Below are 16,883 nucleotides of genomic sequence, written 5' to 3'. Positions count from 1 at the left end.
CTCTCCGTCAGTGGCTGGCCGCTGTGGCGCCCATTTCGTTGACTTGCTGGAAGGTCGAGAAACGTTCGAGGCCGAAGGGCTTGATCAAGTCCGGCACCTTGCCGCCGCTGGCGACCAGCTCGGCCATGGTCTTGCCGCAGATCGGCGTGGCCTTGAAGCCCCAGGTACCCCAGCCGGCGTCGAGGTAGTAATTCTTCACCGGCGACAGGCCCATGATCGGGCTGTAGTCGGGGGTCATGTCGGTGATCCCGGCCCACTGGCGCATCAACTTGGCGTTGGCCAGGAACGGGAACATCTCGATGGCATGGGCCAACAGGCTTTCCTTGAGGTCCAGGGTCGAGCGCGTGTTGAACAGCGGGTACGGGTCGGAGCCGCCACCGAACACCACTTCGCCACGGCTGGTTTGCTGCACGTAGCAGTGCAGCGCCGAGGAACTCACCAACGGGTCGAGGAACGGCTTGAACGGCTGGGTGACCATGGCCTGCAACGGGAAGGTCTGGATCGGCGAACGGATACCGGCCTTGGCCATCAGCAGCGAGCTGTGCCCGGCAATCGCCTGTACCGCGCAGCCGCACTGGATGGTGCCGCGATTGGTTTTCACTGCGGTGATGGCGCCGTTCTCGATCACCAGGTCCTGCACTTCAGTGAGCTGATGGATTTCCACGCCACGCTTGGCCGCCTGCTTGGCGTAGCCCCAGGCCACGGCATCGTGACGCGCGGTGGCGCCGTCGATATGCCAGAGCCCGGCGATTACCGGCAAGTGGCCGGGGTCGAGGTTGAGGCTGGGCACCAGCTCGCGGATCTGCTGGCGGTCGATCATCTCAGTACGCCCGCCGAAGTGTTTGTTGACCTCGGCACGCTGGCGGAACGAACGCACGGTGGCGTCGGTGTGGGCCAGGGTCAGTTGGCCGCGCTCGGAGTACATGATGTTGAAATCGAATTCGTTGGACAGCGACTGGAACATCTTCACCGATTCGGCATAGAAACGAACGCCTTCGCTGGTGAGGTAGTTGGAGCGGATCACCGCCGTATTGCGCGCGGTATTGCCGCCGCCCAGGTAGGCCTTTTCCAGCACTGCGATATTGGTGATGCCGTGGTACTTGGCCAGGTAGTAGGCCGTCGCCAGGCCATGGCCACCGGCGCCGATGATCACCACGTCGTAACTCGACTTGAGTTCCTTGGGCGGTGGCAAATCCACCTCCACCGGGTACTCCGAACTCAGCCCGTATTTCAATAGATTGAATGGCATACGGCCTCCGATTGGCTGCGTAGGGCGTGGTGTTGCGCCAGGGCGGCGGCCACGGTGTTTTTCATCAGGAAGGCAATGGTCATCGGCCCGACACCGCCGGGCACCGGGGTGATGGCGGCGACATGGGGCAGGGCGCTGTCGAAGTCGACATCACCCACCAGGCGGCTGCGGCCGTCGTCGTCGATGCGGTTGATGCCGACATCGATCACCACCGCGCCGGGCTTCAACCAGCTCGCGTCAATCAAGCGGGCGCGGCCCACGGCGGCGATCACGATATCGGCCTGGCGACACAGGGCCTGGGCGTCGTGGCTGCGCGAATGCAGCACGGTCACCGAGCAATCCGCCTTGAGCAGCAGCGCGGCCATGGGCTTGCCGACGATGTTCGAACGGCCGATCACCACCGCGTGTTTGCCACGCAGGTCGCCGCAGGTTTGCTCCAACAGATACAGGCAACCGCTCGGGGTGCATGGCGTGAGCACTGCGCGGCCCTGGCTGAGGCCGCCGACGTTCTGGCTGTGAAACCCGTCGACGTCCTTGTCCGGCGCGATGGCCTCCAGGGCGCGCAGTTCGTCCATCTGCGCCGGCAACGGCAATTGCAGGAGGATGCCGTGGATCGCCGGGTCGGCGTTCAATTGGCCGATCAGGATCAACAATTGTTCGGTGCTGGTATCGCCGGGCAGGCGATGCTCCACGGAGCGGATGCCCACCTCTTCGGCGCGCAGGATCTTGTTGCGCACATAGACCTGGCTGGCCGGGTCGCTGCCCACCAGGATCACCGCCAGCGCCGGTTGAATATCCTGCCCATGCAGACGCGCCACGTCCTCGCGCACTTGCAGCAGCACGCGCGCCGCAGCGGCTTTGCCGTCGATCAGTTTATGCGCGCTCACCGGAACACCACCGTTCTGTCCTGATTGAGGAAGACCCGGTGCTCCAGGTGGTACTTGACCGCCTTGGACAGGGCCACGGTTTCGGTGTCGCGGCCGATGGCGACGAGGTCGTCGGGCTTGTACACGTGGTCGACGCGCTGCACTTCCTGCTCGATGATCGGGCCCTCATCCAGGTCGCTGGTCACATAGTGCGCGGTGGCACCGATCAACTTCACGCCGCGTTGATAAGCCTGGTGATAGGGCTTGGCACCCTTGAAACCGGGCAGGAACGAATGGTGGATATTGATCGCCCGCCCCGACAGTTGCCGGCACAGGTCGTCGGAGAGGATCTGCATGTAGCGCGCCAACACCACCAGCTCGGTGCGGGTGTCGTCGACGATCTTCATCAACTCGGCTTCCTGCGCGGCCTTGTTGTCCTTGGACACCGGCAGGTAGATAAAGCGAATGCCCTCGCGCTCGGCCATTGGCCGCAGGTCGAGGTGGTTGGAGACGATGGCGGTGATGGTCATGTCCATCTCGCCCTTGTGGTAGCGGTAGAGCAGGTCGGTGAGGCAGTGGTCGAACTTGCTCACCATCAGCATCACGCGCATCGGCTCGCGGGTGTCGTGCAGCTCCCACTGCATGTCGAAGGCCTGGGCGACATCGGCGAAACCGTCTCTGATCTCTTGCAGGTCGCCTGTGTGGCCATCGTTGAAACGGAACACGGCACGCATGAAAAAGCGGCCGCTGAAGTCATCGTCGAACTGCGCCATTTCCCCGATGTAGCACGCCTTGTCCGCCAGGTAAGTGGTGACGGCAGCGACGATGCCGGACACGGCGGGGCACGTCACCTTGATGATGAAATGGTTTTTTTCGTGTTGCATGACACGTCCTCGGGATGATGGCGGCAGCTCATCGCATAGCGAAAAAATGTCTGAGGACAGCAGGCTCATTCCTTGAGCGCGTTTTCTTGTGGGGAATAAAATATTCCTGAAGTGGCTTTATAGGGGAATGGGGGCAGGGCGTCTAGGGGTTTTGGGAAAGTTTTTTAACTGAGGGGAAATTTTTAGCGGGCGGGACGGCATCGAATGCAGTCAAAAATGTGGGAGGGGGCTTGCTCCCGATAAGGGTGGGTCAATGACAAATGCATTCACTGACATTCCCTTATCGGGAGCAAGCCCCCTCCCACAGTTGAATCTCTGTGCTTCAGGTGTATCGCGAGTTCGGATTATTCCTTGTCGTTGCCGTAGTTCATGATCGACAACAACCGAATCGGCACCTGCACCAACTGCTCCGGCCCGTGTGGAATCTCGCCTTCAAACGTCAAGCTGTCCCCGGCCTCCATCCGATACAGCTGGTTGCCATGCCGGTAAATCAACTCCCCCTCCAGCAAATGCAGAAACTCCGTCCCTGGATGGGCAAAGGTCGGAAACTCCTCACTGGCGTCATCCATGCTGACCATGTACGCCTCGAAGCTCTTCTTCGGCCCGCGCGTGTGGTTGAGCAGGTGATAGGTATGCCCTTTCTCGGTCCCACGGCGCACCACTTCCATGCCCTGGTCGGCCTTGACCAGCAAGGCGCTGCCATCCTGCTGATCGTATTCGCTGAATAACTTCGACAGAGGCAGCCCGAGTACATCGCACAGGCGGCTCAAGGTATCGAGGCTGGTGGAGACCTGGGCGTTCTCGATCTTGCTCAACATGCCCTGGCTGATATCGGCAATCTTCGCCACGTCGGACAGCTTCAGGTCCTGGGCCTGGCGCTGGCGTTTGATCTGCAGCCCCAGGTATTGCTCGAGCTTGAGGCGCGGGGCGGTTTCGGTGGACATGATCATCGGCTCCTGCACGGTTTCCGTTCAGTAATATTATTTTCGCACTGGGAAAGTGCAAGGTCTGGCGCTTGAAGGCCACCCCGCTGTGCGTATTCCTGCGGGGAAAAGAATTTTCCCATATATACAGCACAAAAGCGCAGCTCCACCCACTTCGATGTGTCGATCACGAATCTGGCAAGGGTATTGCATTCCTGTAGGGAAACTAACTTTCTTTTTAGGAATAAAAAGACAGCCTAGGCCCACCCACACGGTTTTGCCTTTCGCGAGGAGTGACACGCAATGTTGCCAGCAGAAACCCAGCGCATCATCGACAAGCACGGGATCAAATACGTGCTTGCGCAGTTTGTGGATATACACGGTGCGGCCAAGACCAAGTCGGTGCCCATCTGCGGGCTCAAGACCGTGGCCGAAGAGGGCGCAGGGTTTGCCGGGTTTGCCATCAGTGGCATGGGCATGGAGCCCCACGGTCCGGACTTCATGGCGCGTGGCGATCTGTCGACCTTGACCCCGGTCCCCTGGCAGCCGGGTTATGGGCGCGTGGTGTGCGTCGGGCATGTCGACGGCAAGCCTCATCCCTACGACAGCCGCTACGTGCTGCAGCAACAAGTGCAGCGCCTGCAGGACAAGGGTTGGACGCTGAACACTGGCCTGGAGCCCGAGTTCAACCTGATGCGCCGCGACGAGCACGGCAAGCTGCAACTGGTAGACCCCAGCGACAACCTCGACAAGCCTTGCTACGACTACAAGGGCTTGTCGCGTTCGCGGGTGTTCCTCGAGCGCCTGACCGAAGCCTTGCAGGCGGTGGATTTCGAGGTCTATCAAATCGACCACGAAGACGCCAACGGCCAGTTCGAGATCAATTACACCTACAGCGACGCCTTGACCTCCGCCGACCGTTTCACCTTCTTCCGCATGGCCGCCGGCGAGATCGCCAATGACCTGGGCATGATCTGCTCCTTCATGCCCAAGCCCGACCCGAAACGCGCCGGCAATGGCATGCACTTTCACCTGTCGATCAGCAGCGCCGAGAACAAAAACCTGTTCCATGACGCCAGCGACCCGAGCGGCATGGGCCTGTCGAAACTCGCCTATCACTTCGCCGCCGGCTTGCTCGCCCATGGCCCGGCGCTGTGTGCGTTCGCCGCGCCCACGGTCAACTCCTACAAGCGCCTGGTGGTCGGCAACTCGTTGTCCGGCGCCACCTGGGCCCCGGCCTTTATTGCGTTTGGCGCCAACAACCGCTCGGCCATGGTGCGCGTGCCGTATGGCCGCCTGGAGTTCCGCCTGCCGGATGCCGGCTGCAACCCCTATCTGGTCAGCGCCGCGATCATCGCCGCGGGCCTGGACGGTATCGATCGCCAGCTGGAAATCGACCACGTCTGCAACGAAAACCTCTACAGCCTGAGCCTCGAGCAGATCGCCGAGCGCGGCATCAAGACCCTGCCGCAATCCCTCAAGGAAGCCTGCGACGCGCTGGAAGCCGACGCGCTGTTCGCCGAAGTGCTCGGCCCGCAGATCGTGGGCGAGTTCATCAAGCTCAAGCGCATGGAGTGGGTGGAGTACAGCCGCCATGTGAGCGATTGGGAAATCCAGCGCTATACCGAATTTTTCTGACACCGTGTGACGGAGACTTGTTATGTGTGGAATCGTAGGCCTGTACCTGAAGAATCCGCAGCTGGAACCCCAGCTCGGCAAGCTGTTTGAACCCATGCTGCAAGCCATGACTGACCGTGGCCCGGACAGCGCCGGTTTCGCCATCTACGGCGATGAAGTCGCCGATGGCTGGGTCAAGCTGACCCTGCAAGCCACCACCGAAGCCTTCGATTGGAAAGGCTTGATGGGCGAGCTGGAAGGGCGCCTCGGCTGTTCCCTGGACTGGTTCCAGAACGCCAGCGCCGCTGTATTGAAGATCCACGCCGACGAAGCCCCGGTGCGCCTGGCCCTGGCCGAACTGGCGCCGAGCGTGCGCATCATGAGCGCCGGGCAGAGCATCGAGATCCTCAAGGGCATGGGCCTGCCCCAGGAAATTTCCCAACGCTTCGGCCTGGCAAACATGCAGGGCAGCCACATCATCGGCCACACCCGCATGGCCACCGAAAGCGCGGTGACCATGGAAGGCAGCCACCCGTTCTCTACCGGCGCCGACCTGTGCCTGGTGCACAACGGCTCGCTGTCCAACCACTTCCGCCTGCGCCAGGAGCTCAAGCGCGAAGGCATCCACTTCGAAACCGACAACGACACCGAAGTCGCCGCCGGCTACCTGACCTGGCGCCTGCAACAGGGTGACTCGCTCAAAGAGGCGCTGGACCATGCCCTGGAAGACCTCGACGGCTTCTTCACCTTCGCCATCGGCACGCGCAACGGCTTTGCGGTGATCCGTGACCCGATTGCGTGCAAGCCAGCGATCTTGGCCGAGACCGACGACTACGTCGCCATGGCCTCCGAATACCAGGCGCTGTCGAGCCTGCCGGGCATCGAGAACGCGCGGATCTGGGAGCCGGCACCGGCCACGTTGTACATCTGGGAACGCCAGTCAGCTTAAGGAGCGCACACATGAAAACCATCGATCTTTCCACCGCCACCGTGCGTGACCTCAACCAGGCGCTGCACGCCCAGGCCATCGACAACGAGTGGCGCGTGACCCATTCCAACGGCAAGCACAACCTTGCGGTGGGGGTGAACCAGGCCGTGTCCATCGATATCGAGGGCCACGCCGGCTACTACTGCGCGGGCATGAACCAGCAGGCCTCGATCACCGTGCACGGCAATGTCGGCGTGGGCTGCGCCGAGAACATGATGTCCGGCTCGGTGCGTGTCAAAGGCAGCGCGTCCCAGGCGGCCGGGGCCACGGCCCATGGCGGTTTGCTGGTGATCGAGGGCGATGCGGGCGCGCGTTGCGGGATCTCCATGAAGGGCATCGACATCGTCGTCGGCGGCAGCATCGGCCATATGAGCTGCTTCATGGGCCAGGCCGGGCGCCTGGTGGTGTGCGGCGACGCCGGCGATGCGCTGGGCGATTCGCTCTACGAAACCCACATCTACGTGAAAGGCACGGTGGAGTCCCTGGGCTCGGACTGCGTCGAAAAAGAGATGCGCAGCGAGCACCTGCAAGAGTTGCAGGAACTGCTCGACCGCGCCGGCTTCGCCCACCAGGCGGCGGATTTCAAGCGCTACGGCTCGGCCCGTCAACTCTACAACTTCAAAGTCGATAACGCCTCCGCGTACTGATCAGGAGCTTCACCATGACTGAACAAACCCCTCCGGTCCTGCGCGAGTCGGCCACCTTCGACCGCCTGACCATCCAGGAAATCCAGCGTGCCGCCGAAACCGGCATCTACGACATTCGCGGTGGCGGCACCAAGCGCAAGCTGCCGCACTTCGATGACTTGCTCCTGCTCGGCGCCAGCGTGTCGCGCTACCCGCTGGAAGGCTATCGCGAGAAGTGCGGCACCGATGTGATCCTCGGCAACCGCTTCGCCAAGAAGCCGATCCACCTGAAGATCCCGGTGACCATCGCCGGTATGAGTTTCGGTGCGTTGTCGGCCAACGCCAAGGAAGCCCTGGGCCGTGGCGCGACCATCGCCGGCACCAGCACCACCACCGGTGACGGCGGCATGACCCCGGAAGAGCGCGGCCAGTCCCAGCACCTGGTGTATCAGTACCTGCCGTCGCGCTATGGTATGAACCCGGATGATTTGCGCAAGGCCGACGCCATCGAGATCGTCCTCGGCCAGGGCGCCAAGCCCGGCGGCGGCGGCATGTTGCTCGGTATGAAAGTCACCGAACGTGTGGCCGGCATGCGCACCTTGCCGATCGGCGTGGACCAGCGCAGCGCCTGTCGCCACCCGGACTGGACCGGCCCCGATGACCTGGCGATCAAGATTGCCGAGCTGCGCGAAATCACCGATTGGGAAAAGCCGATCTACGTGAAAATCGGCGCGAGCCGGCCGTATTACGATGTGAAGCTGGCGGTCAAGGCCGGTGCCGATGTGATCGTGCTCGACGGCATGCAAGGCGGTACTGCCGCGACCCAGGAAGTGTTTATCGAGCATGTGGGCATCCCGATTTTGTCGGCCATCCCGCAAGCGGTACAGGCTTTGCAAGAGATGGGCATGCACCGCAAGGTCCAGTTGATCGTGTCGGGCGGGATTCGCAACGGTGCCGATGTGGCCAAGGCCATGGCGATGGGCGCGGATGCGGTCGCCATCGGCACGGCGGCGCTGATTGCCCTGGGCGACAACCACCCACGGCTGGACGCGGAACTGAAAAAGATCGGCTCGGCCGCCGGCTTCTATGACGACTGGCAGAACGGCCGCGACCCGGCCGGCATCACCACCCAAGACCCGGAGCTGTCCAAGCGCCTCGACCCGGTGGAAGGCGGGCGGCGGTTGGCCAACTACCTGCGGGTGATGGTGCTGGAGGCGCAGACCATGGCCCGTGCGTGCGGCAAATCGCACCTGCACAACCTCGACCCCGAGGACCTGGTGGCGCTGACAGTGGAATCGGCCGCCATGGCGCGGGTGCCGCTGGCGGGGACCAGTTGGGTGCCGGGTTCCGGTTACTGAGTTTACCCCCCCTGTAGGCGCGAGCGTGCTCGCGAAGAGCGTCAAGGATAACGCTGGCACCCTGGATGAACGCGTTGCCTGGACGTTTTTCGCGAGCAAGCTCGCTCCTACACACTTCTGTTGCAGGAGCTTTGAACATGGTCAATCGTCTTCTCGGCAAATCCCTTATTGGCTTATTGGCGACCGGTGCACTTGTGCCCCTCGCCCAGGCCACCGACGCCCCCACCTTGAACACCGGCAGCACCGCCTGGATGGTCACCGCCGCCGTGCTGGTGCTGTTCATGTGCTTGCCGGGGCTGGCGTTGTTCTACGGCGGCCTGGTCCGTGCGAAAAACATGCTGTCGTTGTTCACCCAGTGCTTCGGCATCGCCGGCCTGGTGGGCGTGCTGTGGGTGATCTACGGCTACAGCATGGTGGTCGATACCACCGGCATGGTCGAAGGGCAGGTGACCTTCAACAGTTTTGTCGGCGGCCTGAGCCGCGCCTTTCTGGCGGGCATGACCCCGGAGAGCCTGGTGGGGGATATTCCGGAAGGGGTGTTCGTGACCTTCCAGATGACCTTCGCCATCATCACCCCGGCCCTGATCGCCGGCGCTTTTGCCGAGCGCATGAAATTTTCGGCGGCGCTGCTGTTCATGGCCCTCTGGTTCACCCTGGTCTATGCCCCGGTGGCGCATATGGTCTGGGGCGGTTCGGGGGCCTTGATGCATAACTGGGGCGTGCTCGACTTTGCCGGCGGCACCGCCGTGCACATCAATGCCGGTGTGGCTGCGCTCGCTGCGTGCCTGATCCTCGGCAAGCGCAAGGGCTACCAGAACACGCCGATGCCTGCGCATAACCTCAGCCTGACCATGGCCGGCGCGGCGATGCTCTGGGTCGGCTGGTTCGGCTTCAATATCGGCTCCGGTGGCGGCCTCAGCGGCACCTCGGGCATCGTCATGCTCAACACTCAGTTGGGCGCCTGCGCCGGGATTCTCGGCTGGATGTTCACCGAGTGGTTCAAGGTCGGCAAGCCCAGTGCCCTCGGCCTGGCCAGCGGCGCGTTGGCCGGCCTGGTGGGGATCACCCCGGCGTGTGCCTACGTGGGCGTCGGCGGTGCGTTGGCCATCGGCTTGCTGTGCGGGGTGTTCTGTTATTTGAGTGTGACGGTGTTGAAGCGCCGTTTTGGCTACGACGACAGCCTTGACGTGTTCGGCCTGCACGGCATTGGCGGGATGATTGGCGCGGTGTTGACTGGCGTGTTCTGTGTACCGTCCATGGGTGGCCTGGTGGAAGGTGTGACCATGGGCGGGCAGGTGGTTGCCCAGCTCAAGGGGGTGCTGCTGACTACGGTGTACTGCTTTGTGATCAGTTGGATCATTCTCAAGGTGGTCAATGCCCTGGTTGGCTTGCGTGCCCATGAGTCGGTGGAGGAGATGGGGCTGGACCTGGCCGAGCATAATGAGCGGGCCTACAACCACTGATCATTCCCCCTGAGTAAACGCAGCTCAAAATGTGGGAGGGGGCTTGCTCCCGATGGCGGCCTTTGGGCCGACCATTTGTTGGAGTTGGAATGAGTACATATCCGTTGCTGCGGTAACGGCTGCTTATGGTTTCGCTCTTACAGCGACTCACTTTTGGAGGGACCCAAAAGTAAGCAAAAAGTCCTCGCCCCACCACTCGGCACCTCGCCCAGGCTCGGTGTGCCCGTAATCCGACAGTGATGTGGGGGGCCGCCGCCACGCGCCATCCATGGCGCGGGGCGGCTAAACCGGCATCCCTGCCGGTTTACCCCCCAAATCACTATCGGATTCCGGCCAGCGTGGTTAACGGGGCGCCTGAGATCAAGATCTAAAGCAAGATCAAGATCTACAGCAAGATCAAGGGCGGCTCGCTTCGCATCGTGGTTACCGTTGTGGATACCTAGGCGCCGACAGCGGTCTGTCAGTCAGCTTGGTTGTAGCTGAGCCACGGCCATTGGGGGCAAGTTCCCTCCCGCATTTGCCTTGCTGCGTTGCAGCTGGCTCGCCACCAGGGTGTTCTTCAGCAGGTAGGCAATCGTCATTGGCCCTACACCGCCGGGCACCGGCGTGATCGCGCTGGCTACGGTGCGTGCGCTGGCATAGTCCACATCCCCCACCAACCGTGTGCCGGTCTCGGTGGTGATGCGGTTGATCCCCACATCAATCACCACTGCGCCGGGCTTGAGCCAACTGGCGTCGACCAACTGCGGCCGGCCTACGGCGGCGACGACGATGTCGGCCAAACGGCACAACGCCGGGGCATCGACGCTGCGCGAGTGCACCACGCTGACCGAGCAGTTGGCCTGCAGCAGCAGGGTCGCCATGGGTTTGCCGACAATGTTCGAACGACCGATGACCACCGCGTGCAAGCCGCTCAAGTCGCCACAGGTTTCGTGCAGCAGGCGCATGCAGCCGCTGGGTGTGCAGGGCGTGAGCACTTCGATGCCTTGCACCAAGCCACCGACGTTTTCGCGGTGGAAGCCATCCACATCCTTGATCGGGTCGATCGCGTGGATCACTGCCGCTTCGTCGATATGCGCCGGCAGCGGTAACTGCACCAGGATGCCGTTGACCGTCGTGTCGGCGTTCAACTGGGCAAGCAGGTCGAGCACCTGCGTCTGGCTGGCATCCTCCGGCAGTCGGTATTCCAGGGAGCGAATCCCGACTTCCTTGGCCCGCAGCAGCTTATTGCGCACGTAGACGTGGCTGGCCGGGTCATCGCCCACCAGCAATACCGCCAGGGCCGGGTAGATTTGCTGCGAGGCTAGCAGCAGGACCTCTTCGCGAACCTCGTCGAGCACCTGGGCAGAGATGGCCTTGCCGTCGATATCGCGGGCAAGCGTGGGGAGAGAGCTGGTCAAAAGCGTCACCGTTGTCTGGGGAAATAAGGCGCTGAGGGATAAAAATCCCTCAGCCATAGGCAGGCCAGAAGGCTCAGGCTACCAGTTGATGGCAGGCATACACCACCAGCACGCCGGCGATCAGCGTGGCATAGGGCAGCCAGCCGGCGCGGCGCTGGCCGTCATCGGCCTGGATATACAGGTCGGTGAGCATGGCGGCGGGGAAGCGGCCCTTGTCCTGTACATAGTGGCGGTAGCAGAACACCGGCAGGATCAGCAGCGCCAGCAGCAAACCGGTGACCAGCGTGCCTGCGCCCCAGATGTCCGCGCCCAGGCCCATGCAGGCCAGGTTGACGAAACTCAGTACGCCGCCGGCTGCCAGCAGCACGGTGGGGGCTTTGTACGGGCGTACCCAGTCGGGGCGGTCCAGACGGTGGATCCAGCCGGCATTGAGGTTGAGGAAGTTGAAGATGATGTAGCTGACGTTGGACGCCGCAAGCACGAACACGTAGTCCGACATCAGCAACAGCAGCAGGTTGAACGACAGGTCGGTCCACATTGCTGCGGTTGGCGCGCCATGTTCGTTGGTGCGCCCCAGGTACTTGGGCAGCCAGCCATCCACCGAGGCCTGATACAGGGTGCGCGACGAACCGGACATCGAGGTCATGATCGCCAGCAACGTCGCCAGCACCAGCATGATCAGCACGATATTGGCCACCACCTTGCCGCCGCCGATGCTGTCGGCCATCACCTGGCCAACGCCCATGCCGCTGTAGATCGCCGGCGAGAGCAGGCCGCTGTACACCGCAGGCGTCACGATTGCGCCACTGGCGTCGAGCACCGCCGGCGTCACCAGTTGGCCCAGCCCGAGGCTGCCTTGGAACGCCAGCGGCACCAGGGTGAACACCAGGATGCACAGCAGGCCGGCGTAGAAGATCGCCTTGAAGGTATCGCGCTTGGGGTCCTTGAACTCACGGGTGTAGCACACCGCCGTTTCAAAGCCGTAGGTGGACCACGCCGCCATGAACAGCCCACCGGCCATCAGTGACCAGCCGGACATATCCCACGGCCCATCGATGACTTGACCGGCCGCGTCGTGGGCCAGGGGGTACAGCGGCAGGAAGTTGGCCTGGGTCGCATCCCCGGTGAACAACGGCACCACGCCCACCAGCAGCAGTGGAATCAACGAGGTGACGCCGAGCACCAGGGTCAGGCGCGCCGACCGCAGGATGCCGCCGTGCTGCACGGCAAACACCGTGAGCAAAATCAACAAACCAATGGCGAACGTCGCGTTGATGCGCAACGACAGACCGCTCTTGACCCAGCCCAGGTCCAGCAGGGTCAGTTGCCAGGTGTTGATCAACGCATCGGCGGGAAACAGCGCCGTGAGGATATACCCCGCCGCCAGCCCCGAACCGATGGACAGCACCGGCGACCAGGCCAGCCAGTTGCACCACACCGACACCGGTGCGATCAGCTTGCTGTAGCGCACCCAGGCCACCGCGCCGTACACCGAGGCGCCGCCGGATTTGTGCGGGAACAGCCCGGCGATCTCGGCGTAGGTGAAGGCCTGGATAAACCCGAACAGGATCGACACGATCCACACGATCCATGCCGGTTTGCCCACCGTGGCGGCGATCGCACCGATGGAGAACAACACCAGCGCGGGCACGCCACTGGCGACCCAGAATGCCCCGCGCCAGTCGATCTTGCGGTGCAGGCTGCCCACCGAGCCGGCAGCCTGCGGTACAGCCTCGAACGTCGTCGCTTCCATCTTCGTATTCCCATGTCTGAATAGCGGTTAGGTTGGGGCAGTCAAAATGGGGTGGCACACACGTTTCGGGACGATCAGCTACGCACCCGGCTTTTGTCCGGGTCGTAGAAAATCGCTGCGCTGACCGTGGCGCTGATGCGCTTCTGCAGGCCATCGACTTTGCCAATCTCAAGTTCAGTGCCGGGCTCGGCGCAGCTCACGTCGACCCGGCACAGCGCGATATTGCTGGCCAGCAGCGGTGAGCGGCAGGCACTGGTGATCACCCCGACCTGGGCTCGGCCCTGGTACACCGGGTCGCCATGGTGGGCGGTCTCGTTGCCGCTCAGGTGCAGGCCGACCAGCTTGTGGCTGGGATGGGCGCTGCGCCGCAGCAGGGCGTCGCGACCGATAAAGTCGTCGGTCTTGCTCTTGAGCGGCACGCTGAAACCGATACCGGCCTCGAACGGATCGGTCTGGTCGCTGAACTCGTAGCCGGCGAAAATCAGCCCGGCTTCGATGCGCAGCAGGTCCAGGGCTTCCAGGCCCAGAGGCACCAGGCCCAAGGGTTGGCCGAGTTGCCAGATGCGGTCCCAGACCCGTTCGGCGTCTTCGGGCTGGCACCACACCTCAAAGCCCAGTTCGCCGGTGTAGCCGGTGCGCGAAATCATCAACGGGCAGCCGTCGAAACCGCCCAGCCGACCGACCAGGAAGCGAAACCAGCCGAGGGTTTCCACACTCGGTTGCGTGGGCGGGGTCCAGACCATCTGCTTGAGCAGTTCGCGACTCAGCGGCCCCTGCACCGCCAGGTTGTGAATCTGCTCGCTGGCGGACTTGACCCACACCTTCATGCCCAGTTTCTGTGCCTGCTCGCGCAACCACACGCCGGCGTAGTCTTCGCCGCAGATCCAGCGGAAGTTATCCGGGCCCAGGCGCAGCAGGGTACCGTCGTCGAGCATGCCGCCGTGGGCGTGGCACATCGCCGAATACACCACCTGGCCCACCGCCAGGCGCCGTACGTCGCGGGTCAGGCAGTACTGCAACAGGGCTTCGGCGTCGGGGCCGATGATTTCGAATTTGCGCAGGGCGGTCAGGTCCATCACCGCCACGCGTTCGCGGCAACCGAGGTATTCCTCGGTGACGCCGTAACCGTCGTAGCGCAGCGGCAGCCACCAGTTGCGGTAGTCGGTGAAGCTGCCGGTGAGGGCGCGGGTACGTGAGTGAAACGCGGACTCACGGGTGAGGATCGGGTCGGCATCCGCCGTGGTTCGTGTGCTCATGGCGATGGAAAAACGCTCCTTCTCGCTGTAGATGCGGACATGGATGTCGGTCGGGTTCCAGCCATTGGCCGGGTCAATGTCATCCGGGCACGAGGTACTGCCACACAGCAGGTCGGTCATGGCCCGCAGCAGCACATAATCGCCGGGCCGTGACCAGGGTTCATCCAGGGTCATCTGCTGGTGCGCATCGATACCAGTGTTGAAGAAGAAATTGATCGCCGGCCAGCCGTTGCGCGCCTGCACGCCATGGGGGGCGAGGACGCGGCTGAGGTTGTCGCTGCAGTTGTCGTGCCCGAAATAGCCATGGGTTTCGTAGTAGCGCGCCGCGCAGGCCAGGGCGAATGAATCGTGGCGCCCGACGGTGTCTTGCACCACCTCCAGCATCGGTTGCATATGGCGGTCGAAAAACTTCGAGAACAGCCCCGGTGCCGGGTAGGCGCTGCCGTTCAGCGTGCGCGTGACGGTCTGGTCCAGGTCCAGCTCGACGCCGCGATCCAGGGCCCGCCGGTCGAGGGCGACGAAGTCCGAACACTGGCGGCCCGCGACGTCCAGCACCTGGATGTACTGCCCTTTGGCGACGGTGTAGCTGTGGGCGGTGCCCGCGCGCAGGGTGAATTCGTCGAGTACATCGCCCAACGGCTCGGGCAGGGCCGGTACCAGCAACGGCGAGGGGTTGGCCCGCGTCACCAGCAGGCGCAGCTCGCTGGGCCGGTATTGCCGGTCGACGTCGGTGGCCTCGGCGGGTGCGGCGACGATTACCAGCAGCGCGTCCTCGGCGACAAACTGCCGGCTGTGGCCGGGCGGGCTGTCGGCGTCCCACAGCGAGGCAGCCAGCGGCAATGCCTGTGTGTCGATGCCGCGCCGCTGGAGCGCCTGGCCGATACGCCCAGCCACGCTGCAAGCCGTTGACCCGCTCAGGCCCCAGCTCGCCAGGGCGCTGCGGCCGCCGGCGTCGAGGGCCAGCAGTGCGCAGGTTTGCCGGCCTTCGACGTCGATCACTTGCAGGCCGTCGCCGGGCTGCAAGTCGACCAGGGTCACGCCGCCGGCGGCCACGCGGTAGCGTTCCAGGTTCGGCGCGCGGGCAAACAGCCCGGGCTCTCGGGGGTGGGAAACACGCGGTGCATTCATCATCAGCCGACCGACTTGATGGGGGTCGTGGGCTCACCCAAGTACGCCGCCATCGAGTCATCCAGGGCCTGCAACCACGGCGTGTGGTGCGGCGGCGACTGGGTGCCGGTCATCAGCGAGCGATAGGACTTGTCGCGATAGCCCATGATGTTTTCCGCCTTGTCGTGCTTCCAGTGCAGGAAGGTTTCGTTGACGGCGGCGATGTCGAAATTCGGGTAGTCGGTGGCGTCCACCAGTTGCTGGATATAGGCGCCCTGGTACTCGAACATCTGCTGGTTGGTTTCCAGGGCCTGTTCCCGTGCGTGCCACGCTTGGCTGTCGGCGACCATGTCGGCGTGGCTGGGCAGCTGAATGCGCCCGAGGATCACGTCGCGGGCATACCAGGCCTGGGCGTCGAACATGTTGAAGGAGTACCACTGGTCCTGCATGCCGAGGTAGATCAGGCGGGGATTGGGTTCCCAGAACACGCCCTTGTAGAGGTTCATCGGCCACAGGCGGTTGTCGGTCTTGAGGCTCAGTTCATCGGGCAGGAACGGGAAGTGGTGCTTGTAGCCGGTGCACAGGATCACCGCGTCGATGTGCTTGCTGCTGCCATCGACAAAGTACGCGCGGTTGTTTTCCAGGCGCTGGAGCAGCGGTTTTTCTTCCCAGTTATCCGGCCAGGCATAGCCCATGGGCGCGCTGCGGTAGCAACTGGTGATACTGCGCGCGCCGTATTTGTAGCATTGCGAGCCGATGTCCTCGGCCGAATAGCTGCTGCCGACGATCAGCAGGTCCTTGTCCTTGAACTCCAGCGCCTCGCGAAAATCGTGGGCATGCAGGATGCGCCCGGCGAACTGTTCGAAGCCTTCGAAGTACGGCACCTTGGGCGTGGAAAAGTGGCCGCAGGCGTTGATCACGTAGTCGAATGCTTCACAGGTCAAGGTGTCGCTGGTGTAGTCGTGGGCGTAGAGGGTGAAGCGCTGGCTCTGTTCGTCGAAGGTGACTTGGCGTACCACATTGTTGAAGCGGATGTAGTCGCGCACGCCGGCCTTTTCCACGCGGCCCTTGATGTAGTCCCACAGCACTTCACGCGGCGGGTAGGAACCGATGGGCCGGCCGAAATGCTCTTCGAAGGTGTAGTCGGCGAACTCCAGGCACTCCTTGGGGCCGTTGGACCACAGGTAGCGGTACATGCTGCCGTGTACCGGCTCGCCGTTCTCGTCGAGGCCGGTGCGCCAGGTGTAGTTCCACATGCCACCCCAGTCCTGCTGTTTTTCAAAGCACACCAGCTCAGGGATGGCGGCGCCTTTGTCGCGGGCCGACTGGAACGCGCGAAGTTGCGCCAGGCCGCATGGGCCGGCACCGATGATTGCAACACGTAGGGTCATGA

At 63.1% G+C, this 16,883-nt stretch carries 13 protein-coding genes; 5 read left to right on the top strand and 8 right to left on the bottom strand.

Features of this window, described 5'->3' with window-relative positions:
* Window positions 1–7: 7 nt before the first annotated feature.
* The 4 genes from AD670_RS27165 to AD670_RS27150 all read right to left on the bottom strand — a co-directional run bounded on the left by AD670_RS27165 (window position 8) and on the right by AD670_RS27150 (window position 3,943).
* Window positions 8–1,249, bottom strand: coding sequence for an FAD-dependent oxidoreductase (locus tag AD670_RS27165; protein WP_053139539.1), 1,242 nt, complete (start codon window positions 1,247–1,249; stop codon window positions 8–10).
* A complete protein-coding gene (folD, locus tag AD670_RS27160) occupies window positions 1,231–2,136 on the bottom strand; it encodes a bifunctional methylenetetrahydrofolate dehydrogenase/methenyltetrahydrofolate cyclohydrolase FolD (RefSeq protein ID WP_053139537.1) in 906 nt (301 codons plus the stop codon). The genes AD670_RS27165 and folD (AD670_RS27160) overlap by 19 nt, the downstream gene beginning before the upstream one ends.
* Window positions 2,133–2,999 carry a formyltetrahydrofolate deformylase gene (gene purU / locus AD670_RS27155; protein WP_053139535.1) on the bottom strand — a complete coding sequence of 289 codons (867 nt, stop codon included), beginning with the start codon at window positions 2,997–2,999 and terminating at the stop codon, window positions 2,133–2,135. Before purU ends, folD (AD670_RS27160) begins: the two co-directional genes overlap by 4 nt.
* 344 nt (window positions 3,000–3,343) lie before the next feature.
* Complete coding sequence (locus AD670_RS27150) at window positions 3,344–3,943, bottom strand: helix-turn-helix domain-containing protein (protein ID WP_053139883.1); 600 nt, start codon at window positions 3,941–3,943, stop codon at window positions 3,344–3,346.
* 282 nt (window positions 3,944–4,225) lie between these two features.
* Here AD670_RS27150 and glnT point away from each other — a divergent pair, with 282 nt between their 5' ends.
* The 5 genes from glnT to AD670_RS27125 all read left to right on the top strand — a co-directional run bounded on the left by glnT (window position 4,226) and on the right by AD670_RS27125 (window position 9,974).
* Window positions 4,226–5,560, top strand: coding sequence for a type III glutamate--ammonia ligase (glnT, locus tag AD670_RS27145; protein ID WP_053139533.1), 1,335 nt, complete (start codon window positions 4,226–4,228; stop codon window positions 5,558–5,560).
* 22 nt (window positions 5,561–5,582) lie between these two features.
* Entirely contained in the window at window positions 5,583–6,488 is a 906-nt protein-coding gene (locus AD670_RS27140; protein WP_053139530.1) for a glutamine amidotransferase family protein, read from the top strand.
* Window positions 6,489–6,499: 11 nt separating this feature from the next.
* Window positions 6,500–7,174, top strand: a complete 675-nt coding sequence (locus tag AD670_RS27135; RefSeq protein ID WP_027603580.1) for a protein glxC — start codon at window positions 6,500–6,502, stop codon at window positions 7,172–7,174.
* 14 nt (window positions 7,175–7,188) lie between these two features.
* Window positions 7,189–8,511, top strand: coding sequence for an FMN-binding glutamate synthase family protein (locus AD670_RS27130; RefSeq protein WP_027603581.1), 1,323 nt, complete (start codon window positions 7,189–7,191; stop codon window positions 8,509–8,511).
* 137 nt (window positions 8,512–8,648) lie between these two features.
* A complete protein-coding gene (locus AD670_RS27125) occupies window positions 8,649–9,974 on the top strand; it encodes an ammonium transporter (protein WP_053139529.1) in 1,326 nt (441 codons plus the stop codon).
* A gap of 464 nt (window positions 9,975–10,438) precedes the next feature.
* Here the strand turns inward: AD670_RS27125 and folD (AD670_RS27120) are convergent, their stop codons facing one another.
* The 4 genes from folD (AD670_RS27120) to AD670_RS27105 form a co-directional block, all read right to left on the bottom strand.
* On the bottom strand, window positions 10,439–11,431 hold the full coding sequence (gene folD / locus AD670_RS27120; RefSeq protein WP_082341057.1) for a bifunctional methylenetetrahydrofolate dehydrogenase/methenyltetrahydrofolate cyclohydrolase FolD: 993 nt from the start codon (window positions 11,429–11,431) through the stop codon (window positions 10,439–10,441).
* A gap of 16 nt (window positions 11,432–11,447) precedes the next feature.
* Window positions 11,448–13,127: an APC family permease gene (locus tag AD670_RS27115; protein WP_053139527.1), complete on the bottom strand. Its 1,680-nt coding sequence runs from the start codon at window positions 13,125–13,127 to the stop codon at window positions 11,448–11,450.
* A 74-nt stretch (window positions 13,128–13,201) separates the two neighbouring features.
* Window positions 13,202–15,511 carry a DUF1989 domain-containing protein gene (locus AD670_RS27110; RefSeq protein WP_053139526.1) on the bottom strand — a complete coding sequence of 770 codons (2,310 nt, stop codon included), beginning with the start codon at window positions 15,509–15,511 and terminating at the stop codon, window positions 13,202–13,204.
* 2 nt (window positions 15,512–15,513) lie between these two features.
* Window positions 15,514–16,881 (bottom strand): NAD(P)-binding domain-containing protein, encoded by a 1,368-nt coding sequence (locus tag AD670_RS27105; protein ID WP_053139525.1) that lies wholly within the window; start codon window positions 16,879–16,881, stop codon window positions 15,514–15,516.
* Window positions 16,882–16,883: the final 2 nt, after the last annotated feature.

Origin of the sequence: Pseudomonas sp. MIACH, from assembly GCF_001269925.1 — a bacterium.
Lineage (GTDB): Bacteria > Pseudomonadota > Gammaproteobacteria > Pseudomonadales > Pseudomonadaceae > Aquipseudomonas.
This window is presented reverse-complemented; position numbering and strand designations above follow the sequence as displayed.

Bases quoted from the DNA above. Each gene is read 5' to 3' on its own strand.
- AD670_RS27165 (WP_053139539.1), bottom strand. From the start codon at position 1,249: ATGCCATTCAATCTATTGAAATACGGGCTGAGTTCGGAGTACCCGGTG.
- purU (WP_053139535.1), bottom strand. From the start codon at position 2,999: ATGCAACACGAAAAAAACCATTTCATCATCAAGGTGACGTGCCCCGCC.
- AD670_RS27150 (WP_053139883.1), bottom strand. From the start codon at position 3,943: ATGTCCACCGAAACCGCCCCGCGCCTCAAGCTCGAGCAATACCTGGGG.
- glnT (WP_053139533.1), top strand. From the start codon at position 4,226: ATGTTGCCAGCAGAAACCCAGCGCATCATCGACAAGCACGGGATCAAA.
- AD670_RS27140 (WP_053139530.1), top strand. From the start codon at position 5,583: ATGTGTGGAATCGTAGGCCTGTACCTGAAGAATCCGCAGCTGGAACCC.
- AD670_RS27135 (WP_027603580.1), top strand. From the start codon at position 6,500: ATGAAAACCATCGATCTTTCCACCGCCACCGTGCGTGACCTCAACCAG.
- AD670_RS27130 (WP_027603581.1), top strand. From the start codon at position 7,189: ATGACTGAACAAACCCCTCCGGTCCTGCGCGAGTCGGCCACCTTCGAC.
- AD670_RS27125 (WP_053139529.1), top strand. From the start codon at position 8,649: ATGGTCAATCGTCTTCTCGGCAAATCCCTTATTGGCTTATTGGCGACC.
- folD (WP_082341057.1), bottom strand. From the start codon at position 11,431: ATGGCTGAGGGATTTTTATCCCTCAGCGCCTTATTTCCCCAGACAACG.
- AD670_RS27115 (WP_053139527.1), bottom strand. From the start codon at position 13,127: ATGGAAGCGACGACGTTCGAGGCTGTACCGCAGGCTGCCGGCTCGGTG.
- AD670_RS27110 (WP_053139526.1), bottom strand. From the start codon at position 15,511: ATGAATGCACCGCGTGTTTCCCACCCCCGAGAGCCCGGGCTGTTTGCC.
- AD670_RS27105 (WP_053139525.1), bottom strand. From the start codon at position 16,881: ATGACCCTACGTGTTGCAATCATCGGTGCCGGCCCATGCGGCCTGGCG.